Origin of the sequence: Butyricimonas hominis (assembly GCF_014287455.1) — a bacterium.
GTDB lineage: Bacteria > Bacteroidota > Bacteroidia > Bacteroidales > Marinifilaceae > Butyricimonas > Butyricimonas muris.
In genome coordinates, this window is the sequence record NZ_JACOOH010000002.1 from 341,300 (window position 1) to 366,033 (window position 24,734).

Annotated in this window: 23 protein-coding genes; 11 read left to right on the forward strand and 12 right to left on the reverse strand. The window is 45.2% G+C overall.

Going from position 1 to position 24,734, the window contains the following annotated elements; translation table 11 throughout:
* Nucleotides 1-5 precede the first annotated feature (5 nt).
* The 3 genes from H8S64_RS04960 to H8S64_RS04970 all read left to right on the forward strand — a co-directional run bounded on the left by H8S64_RS04960 (nt 6) and on the right by H8S64_RS04970 (nt 4,155).
* A complete protein-coding gene (locus H8S64_RS04960; protein ID WP_255469432.1) occupies nt 6-1,472 on the forward strand; it encodes a TolC family protein in 1,467 nt (488 codons plus the stop codon).
* Between the two features lie 3 nt (nt 1,473-1,475).
* On the forward strand, nt 1,476-2,720 hold the full coding sequence (locus H8S64_RS04965) for an efflux RND transporter periplasmic adaptor subunit (RefSeq protein ID WP_186975220.1): 1,245 nt from the start codon (nt 1,476-1,478) through the stop codon (nt 2,718-2,720).
* Nucleotides 2,721-2,883: 163 nt separating this feature from the next.
* Complete coding sequence (locus H8S64_RS04970; RefSeq protein WP_186975221.1) at nt 2,884-4,155, forward strand: ATP-binding protein; 1,272 nt, start codon at nt 2,884-2,886, stop codon at nt 4,153-4,155.
* A 65-nt stretch (nt 4,156-4,220) separates the two neighbouring features.
* Here the strand turns inward: H8S64_RS04970 and H8S64_RS04975 are convergent, their stop codons facing one another.
* Entirely contained in the window at nt 4,221-4,763 is a 543-nt protein-coding gene (locus tag H8S64_RS04975) for a porin family protein (protein ID WP_186975222.1), read from the reverse strand.
* A 34-nt stretch (nt 4,764-4,797) separates the two neighbouring features.
* Nucleotides 4,798-5,565 carry an RNA methyltransferase gene (locus H8S64_RS04980; protein ID WP_186975223.1) on the reverse strand — a complete coding sequence of 256 codons (768 nt, stop codon included), beginning with the start codon at nt 5,563-5,565 and terminating at the stop codon, nt 4,798-4,800.
* Between the two features lie 48 nt (nt 5,566-5,613).
* Between H8S64_RS04980 and tamL the strand changes: the two genes are divergently transcribed.
* The 4 genes from tamL to H8S64_RS05000 all read left to right on the forward strand — a co-directional run bounded on the left by tamL (nt 5,614) and on the right by H8S64_RS05000 (nt 10,431).
* Nucleotides 5,614-7,950: a translocation and assembly module lipoprotein TamL gene (gene tamL, locus H8S64_RS04985; protein WP_255302013.1), complete on the forward strand. Its 2,337-nt coding sequence runs from the start codon at nt 5,614-5,616 to the stop codon at nt 7,948-7,950.
* A 121-nt stretch (nt 7,951-8,071) separates the two neighbouring features.
* Nucleotides 8,072-9,013: a sensor histidine kinase gene (locus tag H8S64_RS04990; protein ID WP_227214568.1), complete on the forward strand. Its 942-nt coding sequence runs from the start codon at nt 8,072-8,074 to the stop codon at nt 9,011-9,013.
* 10 nt (nt 9,014-9,023) lie between these two features.
* Complete coding sequence (locus tag H8S64_RS04995) at nt 9,024-9,674, forward strand: response regulator transcription factor (RefSeq protein WP_099292200.1); 651 nt, start codon at nt 9,024-9,026, stop codon at nt 9,672-9,674.
* Nucleotides 9,675-9,711: 37 nt separating this feature from the next.
* Nucleotides 9,712-10,431: a sugar phosphate nucleotidyltransferase gene (locus H8S64_RS05000; RefSeq protein WP_255469433.1), complete on the forward strand. Its 720-nt coding sequence runs from the start codon at nt 9,712-9,714 to the stop codon at nt 10,429-10,431.
* A gap of 58 nt (nt 10,432-10,489) precedes the next feature.
* Here H8S64_RS05000 and H8S64_RS05005 read toward each other — a convergent pair whose 3' ends face one another.
* The 10 genes from H8S64_RS05005 to H8S64_RS05050 all read right to left on the reverse strand — a co-directional run bounded on the left by H8S64_RS05005 (nt 10,490) and on the right by H8S64_RS05050 (nt 21,387).
* On the reverse strand, nt 10,490-10,882 hold the full coding sequence (locus H8S64_RS05005; protein ID WP_186975224.1) for a DUF6146 family protein: 393 nt from the start codon (nt 10,880-10,882) through the stop codon (nt 10,490-10,492).
* Between the two features lie 268 nt (nt 10,883-11,150).
* Nucleotides 11,151-11,528 carry a RidA family protein gene (locus tag H8S64_RS05010; RefSeq protein ID WP_099292202.1) on the reverse strand — a complete coding sequence of 126 codons (378 nt, stop codon included), beginning with the start codon at nt 11,526-11,528 and terminating at the stop codon, nt 11,151-11,153.
* 160 nt (nt 11,529-11,688) lie between these two features.
* On the reverse strand, nt 11,689-12,261 hold the full coding sequence (gene rbr, locus H8S64_RS05015; protein ID WP_018336532.1) for a rubrerythrin: 573 nt from the start codon (nt 12,259-12,261) through the stop codon (nt 11,689-11,691).
* Nucleotides 12,262-12,369: 108 nt separating this feature from the next.
* A complete protein-coding gene (locus H8S64_RS05020) occupies nt 12,370-13,266 on the reverse strand; it encodes a hypothetical protein (RefSeq protein ID WP_099292203.1) in 897 nt (298 codons plus the stop codon).
* 27 nt (nt 13,267-13,293) lie between these two features.
* Nucleotides 13,294-14,517 (reverse strand): putative porin, encoded by a 1,224-nt coding sequence (locus H8S64_RS05025; RefSeq protein ID WP_186975225.1) that lies wholly within the window; start codon nt 14,515-14,517, stop codon nt 13,294-13,296.
* Between the two features lie 15 nt (nt 14,518-14,532).
* The gene (locus tag H8S64_RS05030; RefSeq protein ID WP_186975226.1) at nt 14,533-16,065 is read right to left on the reverse strand and encodes a M14 family zinc carboxypeptidase; all 1,533 of its coding nucleotides are present in this window, start codon (nt 16,063-16,065) and stop codon (nt 14,533-14,535) included.
* 21 nt (nt 16,066-16,086) lie between these two features.
* Nucleotides 16,087-17,433 carry a porin gene (locus tag H8S64_RS05035; protein ID WP_186975227.1) on the reverse strand — a complete coding sequence of 449 codons (1,347 nt, stop codon included), beginning with the start codon at nt 17,431-17,433 and terminating at the stop codon, nt 16,087-16,089.
* 14 nt (nt 17,434-17,447) lie between these two features.
* Nucleotides 17,448-18,599: a beta-aspartyl-peptidase gene (gene iadA, locus H8S64_RS05040; RefSeq protein WP_186975228.1), complete on the reverse strand. Its 1,152-nt coding sequence runs from the start codon at nt 18,597-18,599 to the stop codon at nt 17,448-17,450.
* A 3-nt stretch (nt 18,600-18,602) separates the two neighbouring features.
* Nucleotides 18,603-19,976 carry a C4-dicarboxylate transporter DcuC gene (dcuC, locus tag H8S64_RS05045; RefSeq protein ID WP_099292208.1) on the reverse strand — a complete coding sequence of 458 codons (1,374 nt, stop codon included), beginning with the start codon at nt 19,974-19,976 and terminating at the stop codon, nt 18,603-18,605.
* A gap of 4 nt (nt 19,977-19,980) precedes the next feature.
* Nucleotides 19,981-21,387: a leucine-rich repeat domain-containing protein gene (locus H8S64_RS05050; RefSeq protein ID WP_186975229.1), complete on the reverse strand. Its 1,407-nt coding sequence runs from the start codon at nt 21,385-21,387 to the stop codon at nt 19,981-19,983.
* A 239-nt stretch (nt 21,388-21,626) separates the two neighbouring features.
* Here H8S64_RS05050 and H8S64_RS05055 point away from each other — a divergent pair, with 239 nt between their 5' ends.
* The 4 genes from H8S64_RS05055 (at nt 21,627) to rbp (ending at nt 24,699) form a co-directional block, all read left to right on the forward strand.
* On the forward strand, nt 21,627-22,439 hold the full coding sequence (locus H8S64_RS05055; RefSeq protein ID WP_186975230.1) for a DUF1573 domain-containing protein: 813 nt from the start codon (nt 21,627-21,629) through the stop codon (nt 22,437-22,439).
* Between the two features lie 357 nt (nt 22,440-22,796).
* A complete protein-coding gene (locus H8S64_RS05060) occupies nt 22,797-23,921 on the forward strand; it encodes a DEAD/DEAH box helicase (protein ID WP_186975231.1) in 1,125 nt (374 codons plus the stop codon).
* A 22-nt stretch (nt 23,922-23,943) separates the two neighbouring features.
* Complete coding sequence (locus tag H8S64_RS05065) at nt 23,944-24,387, forward strand: cold-shock protein (protein ID WP_176555055.1); 444 nt, start codon at nt 23,944-23,946, stop codon at nt 24,385-24,387.
* A 36-nt stretch (nt 24,388-24,423) separates the two neighbouring features.
* Nucleotides 24,424-24,699 (forward strand): RNA-binding regulator, encoded by a 276-nt coding sequence (gene rbp, locus H8S64_RS05070; protein ID WP_099292214.1) that lies wholly within the window; start codon nt 24,424-24,426, stop codon nt 24,697-24,699.
* Nucleotides 24,700-24,734: the final 35 nt, after the last annotated feature.

Below are 24,734 nucleotides of genomic sequence, written 5' to 3' on the forward strand. Positions count from 1 at the left end.
GTTGTATGAAGACGTTTTTGATGATAGGCTGGTTATTGTTCGTGTTGCCTGTGGCAGGGCAGCAGGAAGAAAGGGTGATTTCGCTGGAGGAAGCGATACGTTTGGCGCAAGAGCAGTCATTGGACGCGATGGTGGCGAAGAGTCAGTTGCGGGCGGCGTATTGGCAGTACAGGAATTACAAGGCGGATTTGTTACCGAACGTGAAGTTGGCGGGGACATTGCCGAGTTTTAACAGGACATTGTCGAGTTATCTGAAGGAGGACGGGACGTACAAGTATGTTTCGAGTAATTCGATTTCAGAACAGTTGTCGCTGTCCGTGACGCAGAATATCCCGTTGACGGGGGGGCAGTTGTCTTTGCAGTCGCAGTTGGAACGGGTGGATCAGTTGGACGGGAACAAAGAAACGGAGTACATGAGCGTGCCTTTTAACGTGGTGTTCTCGCAACCATTGGTGACGGCGAATCCCTTGAAGTGGAGCATGAAGATCGAGCCGGAGAAGTATAAACAGGCACGGCAACAATTTGCGGTAAGCATGGAGAGCGTGTCGGTGCAGGCTATCTCTTATTATTTTGATTTGTTGCTGGCGATGATAAACGTGAATATTGACAAGCAGAATTTGAAGAGTTCCGAGAAGCTGGTACAGATTGCCCAAGGGAAGCGGGAACGGGGATTGATTTCCGATAATGATTTGTTGCAGTTGAAACTGAATTACTTGAACGCTTCGTCTTCCTTGATACAGACGGAACAGGCGTACGAGCAGAAGATGTTTGCCTTGCGGAACTATTTGGGGTATAACGATCGGGTGGTGATCGTGCCGGAGATACCGGGGGAGTGTCCGGAAATCGAGGTGACGTTCAAACACGTGATCGAATTGGCGAACAGGAATAATCCTTTCCGTTACGAGGTGGTTTGCCGTTTGTTGGAAGCACAGCAGCAAGTGGCGGGGGCGAAAGCCGGACGGGGTTTTCAAGCGGATATTTACGCCTCTATCGGGTTCACGGGAAGTGATAAGAACTTTAAGGACACGTACAATAACCTGCGCAACCGGGAATCGGTGAGTCTGGGAATCAGTATTCCTTTGCTGAACTGGGGAAAAGGCAGGGGACAGGTGGAACTTGCCCGTTCCCGGGAAGAGATTGCCAAGATGCAGGTGGAACAGGATATGCAGGCTTTCGAGCAAAACGTGTTGACCACGGTGAAACAGTATCAGGAGCAGAACCGGTTGAACGAGATCGTGCGTCTGGCGGATACCGTGGCACAGAAACGATACAAGACGGCGTACGAGACTTTCGTGCTGGGGCAAATCAGTGTGCTTGACTTGAACACGGCACAGACGGAGCAGGATAACGCCCGGCGCACGTATATCAGCCAATTGTATTCGTCGTGGGTGTATTTTTATAACCTGCGGAAATTGACATTGTATGATTTCGAGAAGAAAGAAGATATTATTTACCAACAAGAAAAATATTGAAGTATGGATCAGGCTATTTCTCCGGAGATGAAGAAACGACGTAAAAAGAAATTGATAATAAAAGTCGTTATTACCGTGATGGCAAGCGTGGGGATGTTTTGGTTTTTGGTGGGCGTGTTTCAGCCCAAGATACGGGGTGCGGAGGTGAATTTCGGGACAGTGGACGAGGGAGCCGTGGAGGTTTCCGTGTACGCCACGGGGAAGGTTGTGCCTTTTGCCGAGGAGATTGTGACTTCGCCGGTATCCTCGAAGGTATTGGAGGTGTACAAGAAATCGGGTGACCGGGTGGAGAAGGGGGAACCGTTGTTGCAGTTGGATCTGGAAACGATCCGGACGGATTATGAAACCAAAAAGGAGTCGCTGGAGATGCAGTTGAGCAAATTGGATTTGCAACGAAAAACGATAGCGAGTGATTTGGCGGAGATGAAGATGCAAATTGATATCGACGAGATGATGTTGAAACGTACGTTGGTGGCGTTGAATAACGAGCGCTATCTGGATAGTATCGGGGCGAGCACTCAAGAGAAAGTGAGGGAGGCGGAGTTGAATTACACGGTGAAGCAGATGCAGCAGGAGCAACTGAAGCGCAAGTTCGAGAACAAGCAAAGTGCCTCTCGATCGGAAATCCGGTCGTTGGAATTGGATTACAAGATAGCCAAAAAGAATATTGACTTGTTGTACAAAACGTTGGGTGAAGCGCAGGTACTGGCACCACGTTCTGCCACGTTGACGTGGATTAACGATCAAGTAGGTTCTTCCGTGTCACAGGGAAGCAATCTGGCGATATTATCCGATTTGTCGAGTTTTAAAGTGGAAGGGGAGATTGCCGATAGTTATGCGGATAAGATTACCACGGGTAACCGGGTGAACGTGGTGATCGGGAGCGAGAAACTTGCCGGGACAGTCGGGAATGTCACCCCCTCGGTGAATAACGGGATTATCAAGTTTGTCGTGTTCCTGACGGAGCATAGCAACACCCGTTTGCGTTCCGGGCTGAAAGTGGATGTGCACGTTACCCACGCCATGAAAGACGATGTGTTACGAATCCCGACGGGAGCTTATTACATGGGTAAAGGCGATTACGATATGTGGGTAGTGAACGGCGACCGTGCCGAGAAACGAAAAGTCGTGCTGGGCGAGAGTGGTTTTGAACACGTGGAGGTCGTGCAGGGACTGACTTCGGGAGAGAAAGTGATATTGTCGGATATGGGAAGATACCGGGATAAGGAGGTGCTGTATATAAAATGATCGCCCGCGGCAGTTACGGGTTTTATCTAAGTATATTTCGGCAAAACACTTATTTTACCGAAATATACTTAGATAAAAATGAGTTTTTCTTGAAATATGTTTCGGTAAATTGAATAGATAGTTGTAATTTTGTGGGGAAAATATCGTATAAATTCAATTTAATATGGAAAAGACACTTATTCGTCAGAATCCACAATGGAGCAATATAGATTTCAAAGATTTGTGTAATAGAGATATTATGGCGAATCTATTGAAAAAAAAGAATCTGCGTCACGTGCAAATCCTAACAGGGGTTCGTCGTTGTGGTAAATCTACGATTTTCAAGTTGTTAATAAATGATTTATTGGCTACAGGAATAGAAGGTAAGGAAATTTTAGTACTGAATCTGGATGATCCTCAATTTATTCCTTTTTGGGATAGTTCATCCAAACTTTTTAGTGTGATAGAAAATGCCGAGAAGTTGACGGGTATTAAGGTTAAATATCTGTTTTTAGATGAGGTGCAACACATACAGGATTGGGAGCTTTTTGTGAAAAGTGTTTATGATAGTAATTTGTTTACCAAAATATATATAACCGGTTCTAATTCTAATTTATTGCAGAATCGCTTTTCTGCTTTACTATCAGGTCGCTATTTTGAGAATGAAGTACGTCCGTTTTCTCTTTCTGAAGTACTTCGGGCAAAAGGATTTTCTACTTTGCTTGATTGCTATCATAACACACCGGATGTCTTGCGTATTGTAGATAGTGTTTTATTGTATGGTAGTTTTCCGGAAATTGTGTTGAGTGATGTCGATGAGAATATCAAGTTGGAATTATTGAAAAGTTATTTTGATTCCATTGTGCAGAAAGATTGTATTATCTATAATAATATTCGCGATACTTATTTGTTTTATCGCCTTGTCAACTATTTGTTACAATACGTGGGTAATCGTTTTTCAATACCCACGGTAGCTAAAGCGTTGAAAAGTAACGAAAATACAATTTTGACTTATTTGAACTACCTGTGTGATAGTTATATTTGTTCGGATGTGCGTAATTTTTCCTATTCATTGAAAGAAACGAATCGTTCGCAGCATAAATGTTATTGTATTGATAATGGGTTAATTGTGGCTAACGTGTTTCGTTATTCACCGCAGAGTGGGAATGCCTTGGAAAACTTGGTCTATAATGAGTTGAAAAACAAGGGGTATGAAAACATATCGTTTGATAATAGTAAGACGGAATGTGACTTTATAGCATACAAAGATGGTGAAGCACATTGTTTTCAAGTATGTTATGAATTAAATGAAATGAATCGCATGAGGGAATTAAAAGGTTTTGTGACTGATGTGGTTTCATTGAAATCAAAGACACTGATTACGTATAATCAAAAAGACATTTGTGACGATATAAAGGTTGTTCCTATCTGGGAATGGGTTATTAGTGGAAGTTAAAAGTGAATAGCTAAAAACTAAAGGTTAGAATACACTTGTAGTTTTTAGCTATTATTTTCAGTTCATCAGATAATCTTGAACCCGAGAGTTAGGTTCCATGATTTCGGGGCTTTAATATCATCGCCGAATTTCTTTAAACCGAATTCGTAGTCGATATCGAAAGTAACTTTCCACACGTCCACTCCGGCTCCGATTTTCCCGTTCCACATCATTTTGTCGGTATTGAAGTCTTTCTTCAGGTTTTTAGTCACGAAAGAAGCAACCGGGCCAACGAATCCGCGAAGTTTGAAGATCGGGAGTTCCAGTATATGGTAACCGACCAAAACCGGAATGTCAATAGAGCTGTATTTGAATTTCCCGATATTTCCGGCGGTAACTTTACTTTCCTTGTGAGCGAAGTTTAAAGCCGGTTCCAGATAAATACTTCCGAAATTGATTCTGGCAAAGGCACCGATCATGTATCCGCCGTGAGAATCTACTTTCAAGTGTTTTGCCTTGATTTTCGTGTCGTTCCAACCGCCGTGGATACCCAGACTGATAGGGAGGGATTGAGCCATGGTAGTTAAACCGATAAGGCTGAAGAACGCTAAAATTACAATCTTTTTCATACTGTTCTTTTTTGTGTGATTAAATAAATTGTTGCTATTTATATTCTATCCGTTTAAATTCCGAGAGGATGATACCGGTGGCAACGCCCACGTTCAGGGATTCCGTCGAATAGGGGCTGTGTGCAAAGCTGGGGATTGTTATTTTTCGGGTAACAAACCTTTCTATTTCGGGACTGATACCGTTCCCCTCGTTTCCCATGACGATAAATCCTTTCGTTCGAAGTTCAGTCCGGTAGATGTTTTCTCCTTCCAGAAACGCCCCGTAACAGGGGAAATTCTGATCCACGAATTGCGGGATAAATTCAACAAGATCCAAGTAGAACACGTTCACCCTGAAAATTGCACCCATACTCGCTTGAACGGATTTCGGGTTAAAAATGTTCGCACAATCATGGTCACAAAACACGTGCCTAACTCCAAACCAATCACTCAAGCGGAGAATCGTGCCGAGATTACCGGGATCTTGAATACCGTTGAGCACGATGCTAAGCTCATTTTTTATTTCTTCCGGCGAGTGTTCTTTGACCGGAATCTGTGCCAAAGCGATTACTTCGGGGAGGGATTTGAAGTTGGAAACTCGTCCCATTTCAATTTCGTTGACCTCTATCGTGTTGTATGACTGTGCTTTTTGCCTGTTGCGTTCAATCCACGAGGGACGGGCGATCAAGGTGTCAACCTTCATGTCGGAAAGGAATAATTCCTGCACGAGTTTTTCACCCTCTATTTTGAACAAATTATATTTTTCCCTGAATTTCTTTTTTTCAAGGTTTTGGATTATATTTGTTAAGTGTTTACTAAGCATACTTTTCAAGTTTGCTGATTAGAATTAAAACACAAACATAGTATTTTTTTGAGATTTTTGAGCATGCGTGGAGCGTACAAGATAAGTTTTATTCTTTTTATATTCTACTTCCTGTATTCGTGTTCCCCGACGAAGTATGTCGGGAAGGATGAGTATTTGTTGGATCACGTGAAGGTGAAAGTGGATGATTACAAGCTGAATAGGAGTGATGTGAGGCGGAGTATACGACAAAAACCGAACACCCGGATTCTGGGTACCGTGCGGTTCCATTTGGGGCTTTATAATTTAAGCGGACGGAACGAAAAAAAGAAATTTAATCAATGGTTGCGTCGTATCGGGGAGGCTCCCGTGATTTACGATCCCTTTTTAACGAAACGGAGTGTCGAGCAAATAGAATTATTCCTTCACAATAAAGGATTCTATCAAGCGGAAGTGCATGATACGGTGTATTACAAGAAGAAAAGGGCGAACGTGGAGTATAAGGTGAAAGTCGGTCCCGTGACCTCGATCGAGAGTATAAAATTTGATGCCCCCGAAGGACGGCCGGAAAATCGGATAGCGGAAGAAAGCGGTTTAATGGCGAATTACCGGAGAGACACGGTGAACACGCTGTTGGAGAAAAATGCACCTTTGGATTTGGACGTGCTGGACGACGAGCGGGAAAGGATCACGAAAGCGCTTCGGGAAAAGGGGTACTTCAACTTCTCGAAGAATTTTATTCGCTTTATGGCAGACACGTCGACCGTGAAAAAAGAGAATATGGCAAAAGTCTTCGTGCGTATTGTCGAGAATGCCGTGGACAGTAATGCCTACAAGCGTTATTTCGTGCGGAATATCAGCGTCAACTTTGACTATGATCCTCTCGTGAGCGCGGAACAGGTTGCCGCGACCTATAATTCATTGGTGTATAACGGGTACACGATATTGTACAAGGATAAGTTGAAAATCAAGCCGAAGATGATTATCGAGACGATACAGTTGCAGCGAATGGAATTGTACGATGCGCAACGGGTGATTGATACTTACGTGCGTTTACAGGCGTTGAATCTTTTCAAGCTGGTGAATATCGACTTCAAAGAGGTGGAATCCGACGGGGAGGTGAAAGCGTTGGATTGCACGATACAGTTGTCCCCCGTGAAAAGACAGTCATATAACGTGTTCTTGGAAGGAACTCATAATTCGGGTAACTTGGGAGTCGGGGGAAACTTCACGTATAACCACCGTAACGTGTTTCGGGCGGGCGAGAATATCTCTGCCAGCGTGTGGGGAAGCCTGCGTAAGGAGCAAGTGAATGGGGAGGGAAAATTATTTAATACCACGGAGATCGGGGCGGAATTGAAACTCGTGACGCCGCAGTTCTGGATGCCTTTCTTGCGGATGAAAGATTTCCGTCGGAATTATGCCCCGAAGACGTCGATATCTTTCTCTTACAGTTATGAATACACGCCTTATTATACCCGTTCGATTGCCAACGCCCGGTTCGGTTACTTGTGGCGGAAAGCGGATAAGAAATGGCGGTATAATTTTGATTTGATCGATTTGAATTACGTGTTGATGAAGGATGTCGACAAGAGTTTTATTGACGGGCTGAAAAATGAGTATATCAAGAATGCCTACACGGACCACATGATTCTTTCGGCCGTGTTCTCTGCGACCTTTACCGATCAGCTTCTGAATGCGAAAGCAATGAATTATAATTATTTCCGGGTGAACGTGGAAACTTCCGGTAACGTGTTGAATGCGATAGATCGCCTTTCCGGCGGCAAGAAGACAGGTGAGAGTCTGGACGAGAAATATTATAAGTTGTTGGGTGTACGGTACGCGCAATTTGTCAAATCGGATGCCGAATACCGTTACAATTGGTATATCAACCGGGCGAACTCCCTCGTCGGGCGTTTCTTTGTCGGTTGCGGTTACCCGTACGGGAACATGAAAGTGTTGCCTTTCGAGGAGGCCTTTTACGGGGGAGGGGCTAACGATATGCGGGCTTGGCAGGCTCGGACACTGGGACCGGGGTCATATCTGGCAACGGAAAAGTACCCGAATAGCGTGGGGGATTTCAAGTTGGCAGCCAATATCGAGTATCGTTTCAAATTACTTTGGCTACTGGAGGGTGCTTTGTTCCTCGATGCCGGAAACGTGTGGAATATCAACCCGAAAGAAACCCGTCACGGTGCAAAATTGAATTACAATTTCTTCAACCAGATAGCGATAGGTACGGGAGCCGGATTACGATTGAACGCTAATTTCTTCCTTCTGCGTTTCGACTTGGGTATAAAACTGAAAGATCCCGCGCTCCCCGCCGGACAGCGTTTCGTGTTGTTTAACTCGGGCGGAGGTTTCCGTCGTTCGGTATTTAATGTGGCAATCGGGTATCCGTTCTAGCAGGGTAAAAGCGTTTTAACGTATTTGCCCTGTGGCGTTTGGTAAATTTGTAAATTATACCGATATTTGACAGATAACTTTTATCTTTTAGTTTTTAACTTTTAATTTAATATATCTCTTGGTGACACAGATCGTTGTATATTTATCGTTGTTGTTGCAGATCGTGGCGATGGGATTTGCAATCAGTTTATTTAAGCGGACAAAATTCAACGCGGCGTGGATATTGATTTCCACGGGCTTTTTTCTTATGGCGATTTACCGGGCGATAGAGTTAGTTCCGTCCATGCACCGGGGAGAATCGGAAGAGTTATACCAGACGAAAGTATGGCTGTCGTTCGTGATTTCCTTGGCATTTGCCATCGGGGCGTTTTATATACGGAAAGTATTTCAATTCCTGCGGCGTTTGGACGGGATACGGAGTGAAACGGAGAAAAGGGTTTTGTCGGCAGTGATCCGCACGGAGGAACAGGAAAGGCAACGATTTGCCAAAGAATTGCATGACGGTCTGGGACCGTTGCTGAGCGTGATAAAAATGCTGCTTTCCGGTTTTGACCAAAGTAATACCCCGGAGGTAAACGAGAAAATCAAGGTGAACCTGAAACAGGCAGTAGACGAGGCCATCGTGGGAGTTCGGGAGATATCTGCGAATATCAGTCCGCACATATTGAACAATTTCGGGCTAAAGGATGCCGTGGGGTCATTTATCAAGAAATTGCGTCCGGCCGAAGGTATCGAGATAACTTTTGAAACAAATGTAGAAAATCGCCGTTTCGCTTATAATGTCGAGGTTATCATGTATCGTGTGGTTTGCGAATTGCTCAATAACACGTTGCGCCATGCCGAAGCGAGTAAAATCAGTATTGACCTGCAATTACAAAATGATATCCTATACCTTGAATACGAGGATAACGGCATGGGATTTGACGTGAAACTGGCGGAAAGTGACGGGGGAATGGGATTGAGTAATATGCAATATCGTCTGAACTCCGGTAACGGGGATATCAAGATATTGAGCGAGCGGGGAAAGGGAATGATTGCCCGGGCTTTTATAAAATGTAAGTAGTTGTTTAAATATGGATAAATTGAGAATATATCTGGTCGACGACCACAAGTTATTTCGCGAGGGATTGAAGCTGTTGCTCTCGACGCAGGATTTCGTGCGACATATCTACGAGGCTTCGAACGGTCGGGAGTTTATCGAGAATCTCTCGTTCGTGGATTGTGACGTGGTACTCATGGATATCGAGATGCCGGGAATGAACGGGATCGAGGCGACGATCGAGGCGATGAAGATGAAGCCCGGCTTGAAAATTATCGTGCTTTCCATGTACGGGGACGAGCAATATTATTACAAGATGATTGACGCGGGAGCGAAAGGATTTTTGTTGAAAAATTCCGGTATTGATAAAGTGGTAACGGCGATTCAAAAGGTGGCGGAAGGGGAGAGTTTCTTCTCGGAAGAGTTGTTGGTGAATATCTTGAATAATATGCGGGATAATAAAAATGACGTGCCGGAAGTGGTGGATAATGACATTTCGGAACGGGAATTGGAAATATTGTACCACGTTTGTCGCGGGCTTTCCAACCAAGAGATTGCCGACGAGTTGTTTATCAGTAAACGGACGGTGGATAAACACCGTGCCAATTTGCTAAGCAAGACGGGATGCCGCAATACTGCCGCGTTAGTTATGTACGCCATAAAGAACAACATAATAGAGATTTGAAAGCTACAAGATAAATCATTAAATTTGAAATTAGTTGATGAATGGAATGATTTTCGCCGCCGGATTAGGCACACGGCTAAGACCGTTGACGGATGATCGCCCGAAGGCTTTGGTGGAATTGAACGGGAAAGCCTTGTTGGAACGAGTGATCGGGAGAATGAAAGAAGTGAAGGTCGAGCGTTTGGTGATAAACATTCATCATTTTGCCGATCAGATAAAGATCTTTCTACGCGAGCATGAGAATTTCGGAATGGATATCGTTCTATCCGAAGAGCGGGAAAAATTGCTCGATACGGGGGGAGGAGTTCTGAAAGCCCGTGATTTATTCCTTCCTGACACTCCGGTGCTGATACACAACGTGGACATATTAACCGATCTGGATTTGAATGCTTTGATTCGGCAGCACGAGGAACACGACGCGTATGCCACGTTAGTGGTGAAGCCTTGTCTGGCAGATCGGGTGTTAAAGTTTAATGGCGGTATATTGAAAGGTTGGGAGAACAAGCGGACTGGAGAACAGAAAATCGTGGACGACGGTTTTTACAAGGCGAAAGAATACAACTATTGCGGGATGCAGGTGCTTAGTTCCGAATATTTACATAACATGATCCATGGGGATGTTTTCTCTATCATCGACGAACATCTGGCACAAGCAAAGAATCATCCTATCGAACTTTTTCAACATGACGGACTTGCCTTTGACCTCGGAACTCCGGAGGCGATAAAAGAGGCAAACGGGATGATTTACGATTTATGATTTACGATTTCGGATTGAAAAAAAGATATAGCCTCGTGTGGTTGAAATCTAAAATCATTTAAATGCTTCTGCTTCCCGGTATCAGTTTGATGTGATTCGTGTCCTCGAAGAATTTGAAATACATGTATAGCTTGTAATTAAAATCGAAGCCGTAGTTTTTATTCATACTATAATCGATATAACTGTTTATCCTCGGATCGCCCATGGCATAGCGCCTGTTCCATTCGATGGAGTATTGCAGATTCATGTTTTGATAATATTCGTTGCTGTGTTGGTTCGCGACGGATTGGTGAGTTGCCAGCCAATAGTCAAACCCGGAATCGAAAACGATTAATTCATATTGCGCGGAGTCTTTGATAGCGCAACGTCCCTTCTTGTTTTGGGTAATGTCTTTCTGTGAGGCACACGAGCAAAAGAAGGCAAGCACGAGAAGAAATCCGAATGTTCTCATAATCATTGTTTTTATGTATTTATAAGTGCAGTCCAAGTTACGAAAAAAACGGAGAAAAACAAAAATCATGACATGCTCCATGTATCGCCCTCTCGTCCATAAGGTCTGAATGTCCATAATGTCATAAGGTCAAATCTATCGGAATGTTTTGTTTATGATACTGTATATCATTATGTTATTGCGTCGTGAACTTTATGGACTTTAGGATCCGGAGGCTCGACTTTATAGACATTATAGACAGGAGGTGTGTTTGACACACCTCCTTTTTTTATTTCACGGCTATCGTTTCGATCTCCACCATAGCGCCCATGGGAAGTGCTTTCACGGCGAACGCGGCACGTGCCGGGCAGTCACTCTTGTAGAATTGCGCGTATACTTCGTTCATTTCAGCGAAATAAGACATATCACCGAGTAAACAAGTTGATTTAACCACGTTGTCGAAAGTGTATCCGGCTTCTTCGAGGATATAACCGATGTTCTTCAAACATTGTTCGGTTTGCTCTTTCACGCCACCTTCCGCGAATTTACCGGTGTTCACGTCAATAGGAAGTTGTCCGCTGATATAGAGCGTTCCATTGGCTTCAATAGCTTGACTGTAAGGCCCGATTGCTTTCGGTGCTTTCGGTGAATTGATAACTTTTTTCATAATGACTTTTATTTTATTGATTTAAAAATATAATTCTATTTCCTCGACGCGAATATAACGAAAATCACCTTGTTATTTTTCTACCACGTGTAAAAATAAAAAACTGAAAGCCGGAAAAATATATCCCCGGCTTTCAGTTTTTAACTATTAACTTTTCTCGTTAATAGTTGTTCTTCTTTTCTTCAAAGTATGCTTGCGGATGAGCACATGCCGGGCATGCTTTCGGGGCGGTCTTGCCTTTATGCACGTAACCGCAGTTACGGCATTGCCACAGGATTTCTTCATCTCTCTCGAATACTTTTCCTTCTTCAACGCGAGCGAGTAAAGTTCTGTAACGAGCCTCGTGTTCAGCCTCTACTTTCGCGATATTGCGGAATACGGCAGCGATAGCGGTAAATCCTTCTTCTTCGGCTACTTTAGCAAATTCAGGGTAAAGGTCTGCCCATTCTTCGTTTTCACCTTCGGCGGCAGCTTTCAGGTTTTCAGCGGTAGTTCCGATAATTCCCGCGGGGTAAGACGCCGTGATTTCAACCATTCCGCCTTCCAAGAACTTGAAGAATCTCTTGGCGTGTTCTTTTTCTTGTTCCGCGGTTTCCATGAATACTCCGGCGATTTGCTCGAAGCCTTCTTTTTTAGCCACGCTTGCAAAGAAAGTGTAACGACTTCTGGCTTGTGATTCACCAGCAAATGATTTCAATAAGTTCTGTTCTGTTTTTGTTCCTTTAATACTCATAGTCTTATATATTAGCTGTTGTTGTATTTTCGCATTACAATATTACTACAATTTGAGGAAGCAAACAAATATTTATTTTTTATATAGTTATAGAAATTAACGATGAGTTTATAAACCCAAGTAATCCGCCGTTTCCACCATCATTGCCTCAAAATCGTGTGCCACACCTTTCACGATGACTCTTTTCCAGTTGAAAATCATCGAGTTGGTTTGGCTGATTTGTTGGCTTTCGCTGTAATAGTGTTCCCCGCGGGCGTAACGGTACAGACCTTGCGCATCGGCTTCCGGCGTGTGGCGTAAAGAACTGTCGTTCGGGTCGGTATCTTGATCCCCTAATGCCACGATCAAGTTGGAGCCGAATAAATGTGTTAGGGTAGACAGATCGGAGAAACCGGAGTTTTTCAACCCGTAAGGGTACTCTATTCTCGTGTCGGGCACCGTGTACCAACCGGAATTTGCCGCTATGGCTTTGTTCAGGTGCGTGTTTTGTTTGAAAGTGACGAAACGATGCACGAATTGAGCTCCCGCGGAATGACCGAACATGTTGTATTGCACGGATTGATTGCCCGTTTCTGATTTCACGTGATCGAAAATGGCTTCAATCACCGAGTATGACCATTGTTCTTCCGGAAGTGCCTTGTTGTTCTTGAACATATTTCCCTCTATGTATTCGCTCGTGGAATAATGATTCTGGGGAAATTCCAAGGCAATGGCAATTACTTTCCGGTCTTTGAAATGTTTCACCCAAGCATCCAGATAGTCATTGGCATTTCTGGACGTCCCCGGCAAAATAAACACGATCGGCATTGCCTTGATATCGCCTTCCGGGATGTAGAAATGTAAATTTATCGGTTTGTCCTTCAACGGTTCGTAGCCCGTGTAGGTCACGATTCCCCGTCCTGTCCCCAGTTGATTCAGAATGGGATCGTCCACGTCGCTTTTCCATTCACAGCTAGTGAGTGTAAAGCCGAAAAGCAACAGTAATATAGATATTCTTAAATTCATAAAGCGTTTCTGATTATTATTTGTGATTTAGAAGATGATTTGTAACGATAATTCTGCGCTTAATTTCTCGTTTGAAGTTTTCAGGTTCGGGTTTTTCCAGTAACTGAAAGAGCCTTGACACATCAAGCGGTTGTCAATGAAATATTTGGCAACACTCACGGCGTATTCATCGGTTTCAAGTAATACGGATTTAGCGGTTTCCTTAAATTCCGGTTTTACTTTGCTGTAACGGGCGTCGAATGCCCAGCCGTTTTTCAAGATATAACCCACTTGTACGTTGTACCCGTTTCCGATGCTCAAGTAGTTGGCAATCTCTTCCGGCTGGAGGGGAAGATCACCCGTTGATTTGGTGTAAATACCTTTCAAGTCGGTAGCCGAGGAGTTCACGTATTCGGCCATCACGCTCAGGCCTTGCCATTTAAATAACAAGTCGGCTGCAATCTTGCGGAGTGCCGGGAATCGTGTATCCCCGTCCTTGTCGTAGAGGATAAAATCACCATGGCCTTCACCCGCGCTGTTGCTTGCCCCGTCATTGTAGCTCATGGCTCCACCGATCAATAATTTCGGGGTGGCTTCCCGTGCGAAGTCAGCACCCACGCCGTCGTTGCCCGGTTTGAATTCACCGAGGGGAAGTACGTCCAGACGTCCCCCGTATTTTAAACCGCCCATGTCCGCGTCAACAGAACTGGAGCCGAACGAGTTTCTCCCGTCGCCTGTGGTGATGGCGATAGAGGGTTTCAAGCCTACATTCCCGATATGGAATCTGCTTTCGAAGAAAAGTCCGAGTTCGCGTCCCGTACCCGAAAAATATTGACTCACGATGCTCCGTTCCGCCATGCTCAATCCTTTCTCGTGCATAATCATCTCCCGGTTGTTGGTGAATGTCTGTTTCTGTCCGGCGGTAATCGTGAGGTAGTCTTTATAATTGTAGGCTGCCCATGCGTCCATCAACGGGTTGGAATCCGCGAAATTGACTTCCAGCATAAAAGTGAACTTGTTGTATAAAGCGCCTCCTTTAAACCCGAAGAAAGCGTTCTTCACGCCGAAAACCGATTCGTCCTCGCCGTCTTTCTGGTTGCGGTAAGCCCCGTAAACTTGAATAAATCCGTTCAAGTTGAAGTGGTACTCGCCATTGTTTAAATTGATATCCAATCCTTTGCCCAATTCAAATTTGGCCGTGTTTTTATTATCTTGTGCAACAACTGCGGTTGTTGATAATAATGTTATGATAGCTATAAATAATGTTTTCATATTGCTGTAATTCCCTTATTTTTCACTGTTCATTTTCCGGTAGACCGGTAATTCCTCTCCTTGTTTTGTTTCGTAAACCCGGTAATTAATAAAACCGTTCGGTGCTTCCGGTTCGAGTACCGATGCCGCCACGTTACCGTTCTTCTGATTCATGGGAATCACGAACGATCCGGTGGGGAAGGTCACGGTTTTGGCGGCGACACTTGTTTTCACTTTCACGGGATAGAATTTCTCGAATAACGAGTATTCCGCTTTGTGCGACTCTACCGTGTATGCTTCCACCTCGACGGTTGCCGGGGCGGTTAGGGTTTCGACCGTTACCCCCAGTTGTTTCAGTTTTTGAGCGATCTCCGGGTGGGAAGCGGTAATATAATAGGCTTCCGGGCGTTTCCGGGTGAGGGTAGGGGTGGACTCCAACGACAGGTTGGCGTTTACTTCCAGTTCCACGATTTCATTCGTGTTCATGCTGATGAACGGAAGCACGTAATCATCTACCGTTTTGGCTTTACTGGTGACCACGATATCGTTTTTAGAGCGGGCAGCCTCCGCCGTGATATTCATTACCTCGTCGAAGTTGTCATATGCCGTTTTCAAGTACGATTCGGCTAGCGTGAAAGCGGTGTTGATTCTGCGTTTCAAGGATGTCTTACCGATTTTCACGCCCCGTAATTCCATTAATATAGCCACGGAATTACCCAGAGAGAAAGCGTTGGCTGTTGAACGGGGATTGATACCGCCCACGTTGAATACCACTTCCCCGAATTTCTTCGAGGTCGTGAAATAGTCGTGATGGCGAAGTCCCTTGGAGTCAAGTGCTTCACGAGCGTTTCCGACGAATTTGCCCGCCGTGAGGTTGCGCAACTCTTCGGGCACGTTGAGGTTGCCCGTGTAGAGGAACATGGCGTCGAACGAGTTGGTGATGTTATCCGTGCTGATTAGCGTGTAGTCGGCACGTAGGGGTTGGAACTCGTGGAAGTCGATCACGACTTGCGGGTTGTAGTTGTTGTAAAATGCCCGTAGAACCACGGCTTCCGGTGTAGCGAGTTTGCTTTGATCCCGGTTCAGGTCCAGCGTGTTGGCGGTTACCCGTTCCAGATGACTGCCCCCGTCGATATTGACCATGGGGATGATCGTGATTTCCAGACGTTGCAACAGGTATGCCAGTTCCGGATCGTTCAACAGGCGTTCCATCGTGTAGAGCATGCTCTCCGTGCTGCCCGGTTCATCGCCGTGTACCCGTCCGAGGAATAATACTCTCATCTTGGTATTTTTGGTCTTCCCGGATATGGTGACGGCGGGGATCTCTTTACCTTTCTGTGTTTTCCCGATAAAGTTCAGCGTCGCTTTGTCGGGATGTCGCGTAACGAGTTGACGGATGTATGTCATCATCTCGTTGTATGTCGTGAATTTCCGTCCTTTCTGGAACCACGGTGTCTGAATATCCATCTCGGGGTCAGGGAAGAATTTTTTGGCAACCTTGGCAGGTTGTTGTGCCCAAAGTGAACCGACCTGCACGAGAATCAATAATGTCAATAAGTATCTTATCATCGTATTCATCTTTTGCTGTTATTAGAATGAGAACTGGATCATAGCTTGAAAGAGCGTTTCGTTGCCCTTGGTCACGACACTGTTCACGTTTTTACTACCCGGTTCGGCATCCACGAATACGACGGAAGCCTGTACTTTCACGGCGTATGATTTCGTCAGGTATTTGCCGAGTCCGATTTCGTAAAAGTTGTTCCGGTTGAAGTATAGTTCGTTATGCAGGAACGAATCTTTTGCCGGATCGAAATGCGTGTACCGGGCATCGATCGACAGGCGGCAGGGGAACATATACCCGGCTTGGATATTGTACCCGGAACCCAGCATCATGCGTCCCTTCACGTATTTTTCCATATCTCCGCTGAAGTCGGTCGAGGTTGTCCCGTCGTTTCTCACCCGTTGCGTGATTTCACTTGGCACGTGCGCCCATGTTTTCACGAACTCGCCCAGCATGGAGAATCCCATGTATTTGAAATGGAAGTCTGCCACGAATTTGATGTAATCCGGTAATGCTTCTTTGTTCTCGTCGTTCAAGTAGAGGATAGAACCGCTTTCCCGACCTCTCCGGTCACTGATGCCGACATTGTAACTGAATGCCGTACCGATGGAAAGTTTCGGGACTACTTCTCTTACCATGTCCCCGCCACGGCTCTCCCCGTAAGCCCGGAATAGCCCGAAAGGCAGGTAATTGACACGAGCCCCGTATTTGAATCCCCCGTGACGGCGGGTAAAGGTGGCGCTACCATCGCCGTCCGTGATGGCAATCGAGGGACGGATATAACCCGTGTGTCCGACACGGAAAGAACCGTCCACGAAAATACCCACTTCCCGGATGGAACCGAAATAAGAGGATAGTTTACTGCGGTCGATCAATTGTAGCGTGTTTGAAGTCATTCCCAATTCCCGGTTATCCGTCGGGGTGGACTTTTGTCCGAAAGTCAAGGTTAGTCCTTTCACGGGTTTGTAAGAAATAAAGGCATCCAGTAGCATCCCGCTTAATTCGCCGTCGCCGCCATTGGCTTGAGCGAAGTCTGTCTGTAAACGGTAGCCGATTTTACCACCCCAAGCGTCACCGGATAAGCGAAGACGTAAACGTCGCATCCGGAAACGGGAATAGAATTTATCGTCACCCTCGTATTTGCGGGTTTCAAAGGAAGTTTGAATAAATCCCCGCAGGTTGATGTTGTACCCCCCGTCCGGTGCGGAGAACGTGATTCCGTCACCCGGACGGTATTTATTCACGATGATTTTAGCTGCATCGGAATCTGCCGTTACGGCTTCCGAGTCGTCGTCGTCCGTTTCGTTCTCTTGGGAGAGAGCGGGAAAACAGAACCCCAGCATAAACAGCATAAATATGAACTTATATTTTTTCATCTTTTCGTTTCAAGTTAAAGCGTTTCGAAATTTCCAACCTTTACCAACTGTCCCCGGCGCATCCATTCCACACCACCCGCGATCACGCCTTGCAGGTTCAGTTCGTTGTCGAATAAACAGAAATCGGCGTCACAATCCGGGGCTACGCGTCCCTTCGTGCGCAAGGTCATGTTCTTTGCCGGATTGGTCGTTACCGGGCGGAGAGCCTCTTCTAACGGTAGTCCACCTTCTTTCACCAGTTTCTGCACTTGTTGCAGGTTCAAGTGCAAGGGGGCTTTGTAGAACACGAGTTCGCCCGTTTCCGGATCTTTCTTGCTCATTCCCGCGTTGCCGTCGCTGCTGAAAGTCATGCGGTCGATAGGTACTCCTTTTTCCAGACCGTGCAACAGAATCTTGTATGGTTCATCGTATTTGGTGCCTCCCGTGGTGATATCAATCATTCCTCCCAGAAGGGCAAACTCGACGGCTTCCTCGAATAAGGCTGCCGTTCTGCCCACGTGAGTGGGAGAGATGTGTTTTACCAGCGTGGGATATTCCCGTGCGATTTCCAACAGGAGTTGCATACGGGAAGGTAACGCTCCCAAGTGGATATGTAAAACTCCTCCCTTGCCGGAAGTCAGACCACCTGTGTGTACTTGATTGATCAGGCGCAGTAGCTCCTCCTTGGTCGGGAATGAACACCGTTCATCGCTAATGGCTACCTTGCAACCGATGATTTTGTCAATAAACAACATATCCTCTGCCACGCTGTTCATGATCGTTTTCGGGGGTACGGCGAAATAACTCGTGAGCATATATGCCCCGATACCGTACTGTTCCAGTGACTTGCATTTGGCGTAGAGAGTGGTCAATTCTTTCGTGATACCGTCGGTACCCAGCAGACCTACTACCGTGGTGGTTCCACAGCGAATCAGTTCGCTCGGTTGTACTTCGGGGGTGATGGAGAAATAACCGCTTTTGCCGCCTGCACCGATAATATGCATGTGTTGATCGATAAAACCGGGGGTCACGATCATGCCCCCGGCATCGATCTCCGAGTGGCTCACACTCGTCAACTCGATCTTCTCATCCACCATGATTATTTTCCCGTTACACACGAGAAGATCTTTTATCCCCAGTTTTTCCGGGGCGTATATATTTGCGTTTCTTATAATTGTAATATTCATACCTTATCCGATTAAGAAGTGATATGCCAGCATGACTATCATGGTAACCGATAGCGGAATCAGGTTCCGGCGGGCGAGGTCGAAGGACGATACCCCGGCGATTTCCGATATGGCGATGATAACCCCGGCGATAGGTGATGCTGCGCGCCCCATGCTGGAGGCAAGCTGCATCGGTAATATCATGTTCACCCCATCCAATCCTACTTTGGTAGCGATGGAAGGAACCAGCGGTCCGAACGAGAAAAATGACGCGTTACCGCTGCCCATCAACATGGAAGCCGCGAAGATGAGCAGTGTCATCAATATGGCTATAGCTGCCCCGGAGAACCCGATGTGCTGCGAGAGCATCACCAGCGAATCGATAAAGCCGAGGCTGATCAATCCTCTGGAGAAGACTTCGGCAGCGACGATTAACGTGATCACGCTGGCGAAGACTTTTCCCATGCCGTCCCAGAACGTTTTGATGGAAGCGAATACATTCTTGAGGTTCTTTTGCCGGATCAGCTCGAAGATGATAGCGATAAAGAATGACATGAACATCGCTGTCGTCGTGTCGAGTTCTACCGAGAAGTTGAACAATTGAATGTATTTCGAGAACACGATCAACAGGATCAACGGCAATACCGGAAGAATGGCGTAAATCAGAGGTACATCTACCTTGAAATCTTCCCGTTTGGGTTCTTCGGGTTGTTTGTGCAACGCATCTTTCCTGTCGTAATACCGGTTACTGAAGTAATACACTACCATGAGCAGTATCGTCATAGGGATGGTCAGCGGCATCTGGTGTTCGATAAAATACATCACGTTATTCATCCCCACGAGTTCCGATGCTCTGGCTGTATTTGCCGAGGCGGGCCCCATGTCAAATACCGTGCATGCCGAGATTACCGATACGGCAGACAGTTTGCTGACACCCAGACTCACGAGAACCGGGTAGATGGAAGCTACCAGCAGTAGTCCCAGCCCCGTCGCCGAGGGAGTGCAGATAAACAGCAGTTGCCCGATAGGTATCACTAATGATGCGGCGAGATAGGGGTACTTCCGGAAGATAGACAGCGGTTGCATGGAAACGTACACGAGGGCATCGCTTGCCTTGATGTGCTTCATGTAAGCCACGAATCCTCCGATGGTCATAATCATCAATCCCACTCCCGCACCTTTCTCGCTGAAAATCTCCTGTATCACTTTGAAGAGATCGAACTCTTTCAGTCCGGTAGCGTTCTTCAGTTCGGGAATATCGAACCCCAGCAGCAATGCTAAGGTCAACATCGCCAAACCGCTGAAAAGCAGTACCGCCTGCGCATGATATTTCTTGAACAGCCAGTAGGCAGTCAGGGCAATGAATTGAATTGAAATAAGTGCTCCTATGTAAATCATGGTGTTATTTTTTGATACTGTCGATGACCGTGTTCTTATTGCCTTCGGCTGCAACATTGTCGTAAACTTCAGAGGAAACGACAAAGGGAACTCCCGGGTTTTTACTTAAGTCAATGACAGTCAATTTCGTGTTTTTACTTAAATCCAAGTCATTCAATAAATGACCGCTTAATAAAACGGTGGTTAATGCTGTGTTCTGTGTTAAGTCGAGATTGGAAAGTTTGCTGTTTTCCGGGGCATCTTTACTTGAACTAGCCCCGTAACGCAGGTATTCTAACTTCGTATTTTTGGTTAAATCCAAACTGCCGATCCAGTTAGCGTTCAAATCCAGATAAGTGAGGTTCACGAGTTTTGTGATATCTAAAGAGGTAACTTGATTGGAAACCAGTTTCAACGAGGTGATTCCCGTGAAATATTCGATACCGCTCAAGTCGGTTAATTTGGTTTCTGCCGTTTCAAGTCCGGCCTCCGTGAGTTCGGTAATAGCGCTTTTGCTTTTGGTCAGATCCAGTTCTCCCGTGTAGGCGGCGGCTTTTGTCTTGTCAATTTTATACGCTCCGTTTTCTTCTGCCACGATACCCTGATCTTTTAAACGGTAGTGCAAAAATTCGCCGAAGGCTTTATCCGGAATCGTGTAGTAATCCCCTTCTCCCGGGGTTTCCGGTTCTTTGCTCGGCTGTAATCCGGTCGCCGTATTCAATCTGTCGTACACTTCTTGCGGTATGTACAAAGTATTGCTGTTACCTTTAAAGTTTACTCCCCGTAGTTTCGTGTTCTGTGACAGGTCGATACTTTCCAACTCGTGATTTGTCATGGATATCGTGTCTAATTCCACGTTGTGAGTAAGATCAATCTCGATAAGTTTGCTGTTTTCCGGGGCAGATGCGCTGCTACTGGCGTTATATAAAAGTGTTTTTAATTTCGTGTTTTGCGACAAATCGAACGAACCTATCCAGTTGTTGTTCAAATTCAATAAGGTTAGATTCACAGACTTGCTCAAATTGATGGATGTCAACTCGTTTGACGTGAGGATTAATGACGTGGCTCCCGGAAAATACTGGATGCCGTCCAAGTCTTTGATTTTCTCTTTAGCTGTCGTCAGTCCGGCTGTTTCCAGTTTCGTCATGGAACTGTTACTCTTGTTGAGGTTGATCTCTCCCGTGTAGCCTTGGGATTCAACCGTGTCGATCACGTAGGAGATAACGGCGTTCCCGCTCTCGTTGGATACTTGGGAATAAACTCCGCTAACCTTCAGGTATTTTAGATATTCCCCGAAAGCATTGTCTTTGATGGCATAGAGATTCGTCCCGTCACCGGGGCCTGTTTCTGTTAATGACACGTCATCCGTCGTGCACGCTTGAAAGGCGAACAACATCGAAATAAGTGCAATGAATAAATTCTTTGTTTTCATGGTGGATTAAAATTTATAATTAAAGATTTTGCTTCATTTTACTGCAACAAATTTATCTTGGAGGGATAAACAGAACAGTAAATAATCCACTAACGAAACCATTAATTACTACTTTTCTCTGATTAATTATGCTGTTTTCGAGGCAAAAATACGTTTTCTCCACAAAATTCGGAGAATGCCCGGACGAAATTAAGATTTTAATAGTAGCTTTGAAATTCATAAACGATTTATGATTTGTCATGAGAAATTTTTATTGGATTTTTATATTGTCTTTAGGGGTTTGTGCCTGTTCCGGGAAGAAAGTTCCGGAAGGGTTTATTTACCCCTTGGGCGATCTGTTGTTCAATAAAGAGAATATTGCTTTAGGTACGACTTATGTCGGGCGGGAGTACACGGATACCGTCATGGTATATAATCCCAAGAGTAAGGCTGTCCGATTGGAAGGCTTTAATAATTTCCCTGAGTTGACTTGTCGGAAAATAGGAGGGAGCGTTCAAGATTGGCGTTTGGGAGGATATGATATTGCTTCCGGTGAGATAGATACTTTGATTATCACTTTCCGACCGGAAAATGAAATGTTGTTGGGTGAATATTATAATGTTCTCCGTTTTTTGGTTGATGGAGAAGTGGATTATTCTTTCGGCGTTGTTGCCGAAGCTGAAGTAAAGGAGAATTTTAACGAGTGGAGCGAGGAAGAAAAAGCCAAAGCTCCCCGAATAGAGGTTGATTCTTTGGAATATGATTTCGGAACGCTAAAGGAAGGTGAAGAAAAATCGATCATCATCCCTATTCGTAACACAGGCAGCGGTAGCCTTCTGCTCCGCAAAATCGAAACCACCTGCGGTTGTACCGCCGTCGTCCCCGGGCAACGTGTCATTCTCCCCGGCAAATCCACTCAACTTGACGTCGTTTTCCACTCCGCCGGAAGAATCGGCAAACAACGCAAACAAATTACGCTCTACTGCAACGATCCCTGCCGCCCCATCCTCCAATTCATAATCAAAGGTGAAGTGCGCAGGGCAAACGCGTCAAAACGCTTTTCGCCCTTTTAGTTAAAAGTTTATAAAGTCTATAAAGTTCATAAGGTTTATGGACCCTAGCGGGCGCTTTGTCCACGGCAGCATGGCTGCCGGTAAACCTTGTCCGAAGGACGCCCGTTACTTTATGAACCGGGCGAAAAGCGTTTTGACGCGTTTGCCCTAGTGAAGTGCGGGAGTGAGTTGGATTGTTAAATTATTTTTCGTATCTTTGCAGAACAAACAATCGAGTTCATATTGTATCTTTTAGAGCTGTGCTTTGCTCTGTCGTATTCAGGCAGGTCTTTTCATCGTCAAAATTGACTTCAAAATCAACTTATTTGTTTTAAATTTTTAATTAGACAGAGCTAGCTGTAAAGTAGCAGATATTTTATGACATTTAGAGAATTGAATATTTCGGAGCCGATATTGAAGGCTTTGGTAAATAAGAAATATGAAACGCCGACTCCCATTCAGGAACAGGCGATACCGGTCGCATTGGAGGGGCGTGATTTATTAGGTTTGGCACAAACGGGAACGGGTAAAACCGCAGCGTTCGCTATTCCCATTATTCAACAGCTTGATCAACAGATGTCCAAGAACCGGAAAAGGGAGATTCAGGCATTAATCCTTACCCCGACACGAGAATTGGCAATCCAGATAGATGAGTGTTTTCGTGATTATGCCCAATACACGAGTGTACGCCACACGGTAATATTCGGGGGAGTAAATCAACGATCACAAGTAGAACAACTTCAATCCGGGGTGGATGTTCTGGTGGCAACGCCGGGGCGTTTGCTGGATTTGATTAATCAAAAATACATTTCCCTTAGCCATATCCGTCACTTCGTCTTGGATGAAGTAGACCGGATGCTCGATATGGGTTTTGTACACGATATAAAACGATTGTTGCCTATGCTACCGAAACAAAAGCAGTGTCTTTTCTTTTCGGCAACCATGCCCGTGACAATTGCTAACCTATCCAAATCAATTCTGTACAAACCCGTTAGAATAGAGGTGGCACCCGTGTCGTCGGTCGTCGATACCATCCACCAGAGATTGTATTTCGTGGAAAAATCTCAAAAGAGCAAATTGCTTGTCGAGATTCTAGCAAAGGAAAAGAAAAAGACGGTTTTGGTCTTTTCAAGAACCAAACACGGGGCGGATAGAATTGCCCGGGTGCTGAACAAGCAGGGCATAGGCTGTGAGGCTATTCATGGTGATAAGACTCAAAACGCCAGGCAGCGTGCACTCTCGAATTTTAAATCGGGTAAAACTCGCGTGATTATTGCCACGGACATTGCCGCGAGGGGAATAGATATTGCCAATCTGGAGATTGTGATTAATTACGATTTGCCTGATATGGCGGAAACTTACGTGCACCGGATCGGACGTACCGGGCGTGCCGGGAATAGCGGGACTGCTCTGACGTTCTGTTCACAGGAAGAAAGTATCATGCTTAAAAATATACAGAAACTGACAGGAAAAGAATTGAACGCGGTATCTGTCTCTGCGTAAATATAACTATAATAATTTATAAATGCCTATGGCGATATCGTTTAGTAAAAGAGAATTAGAAAAGAAGAAACAGAGTAAGAAACTGGAAAAACAGAAACGCAAAGAGGAGCGTAAAGCAAATGCCGGTAACGGATCTTTTGAGGATATGATCGCTTATGTCGATGAAAATGGTCTTATTACCGATACCCCTCCTGATATGAATAACAAACAGGAGATTAATATAGAAGACATTGCTGTCTCTACATTAAAGAAAGAGGAAACCGAAGAAACCGTGTTGAGAGGTCGGGTGGAATATTTTAACGAGGACAGGGGATTCGGTTTTATCAAGGATGTCAATAGTACGGAAAAATATTTTTTCTATATTACCAGCGTCCAAAACCCTATTGTTGAAGGAAATATGGTTACTTTTGAGTTGGAACGCGGTCGTAAAGGCATGAATGCTGTGAGAATCGCTCTTGCAAGTTAAAGGATAACCCATTATCAATAATTAAATACCTAAATGATGAACATCTATGTATCCAATTTAAGCTATAGCACGACGAGTGAAAGCTTACAAGAATTATTTTCAGCGTATGGTAGTGTAACTTCTGCCTACATTATTACAGACCGCGAAACTAAAAGGTCACGTGGTTTCGGGTTTGTTGAAATGGCGAATGAGCCGGAGGCTCAAGAGGCTATTGCTAAATTGAATGAAACGGAATTTGAAGGAAAGACAATTAGCGTAACCGTTGCACGTCCCCGTGTTGAAAGAAGCGGCGGGAACAATCGGAGATATTAAAAAACAAGAAAGGGGTAAAAGTCATTTTAGCTTCT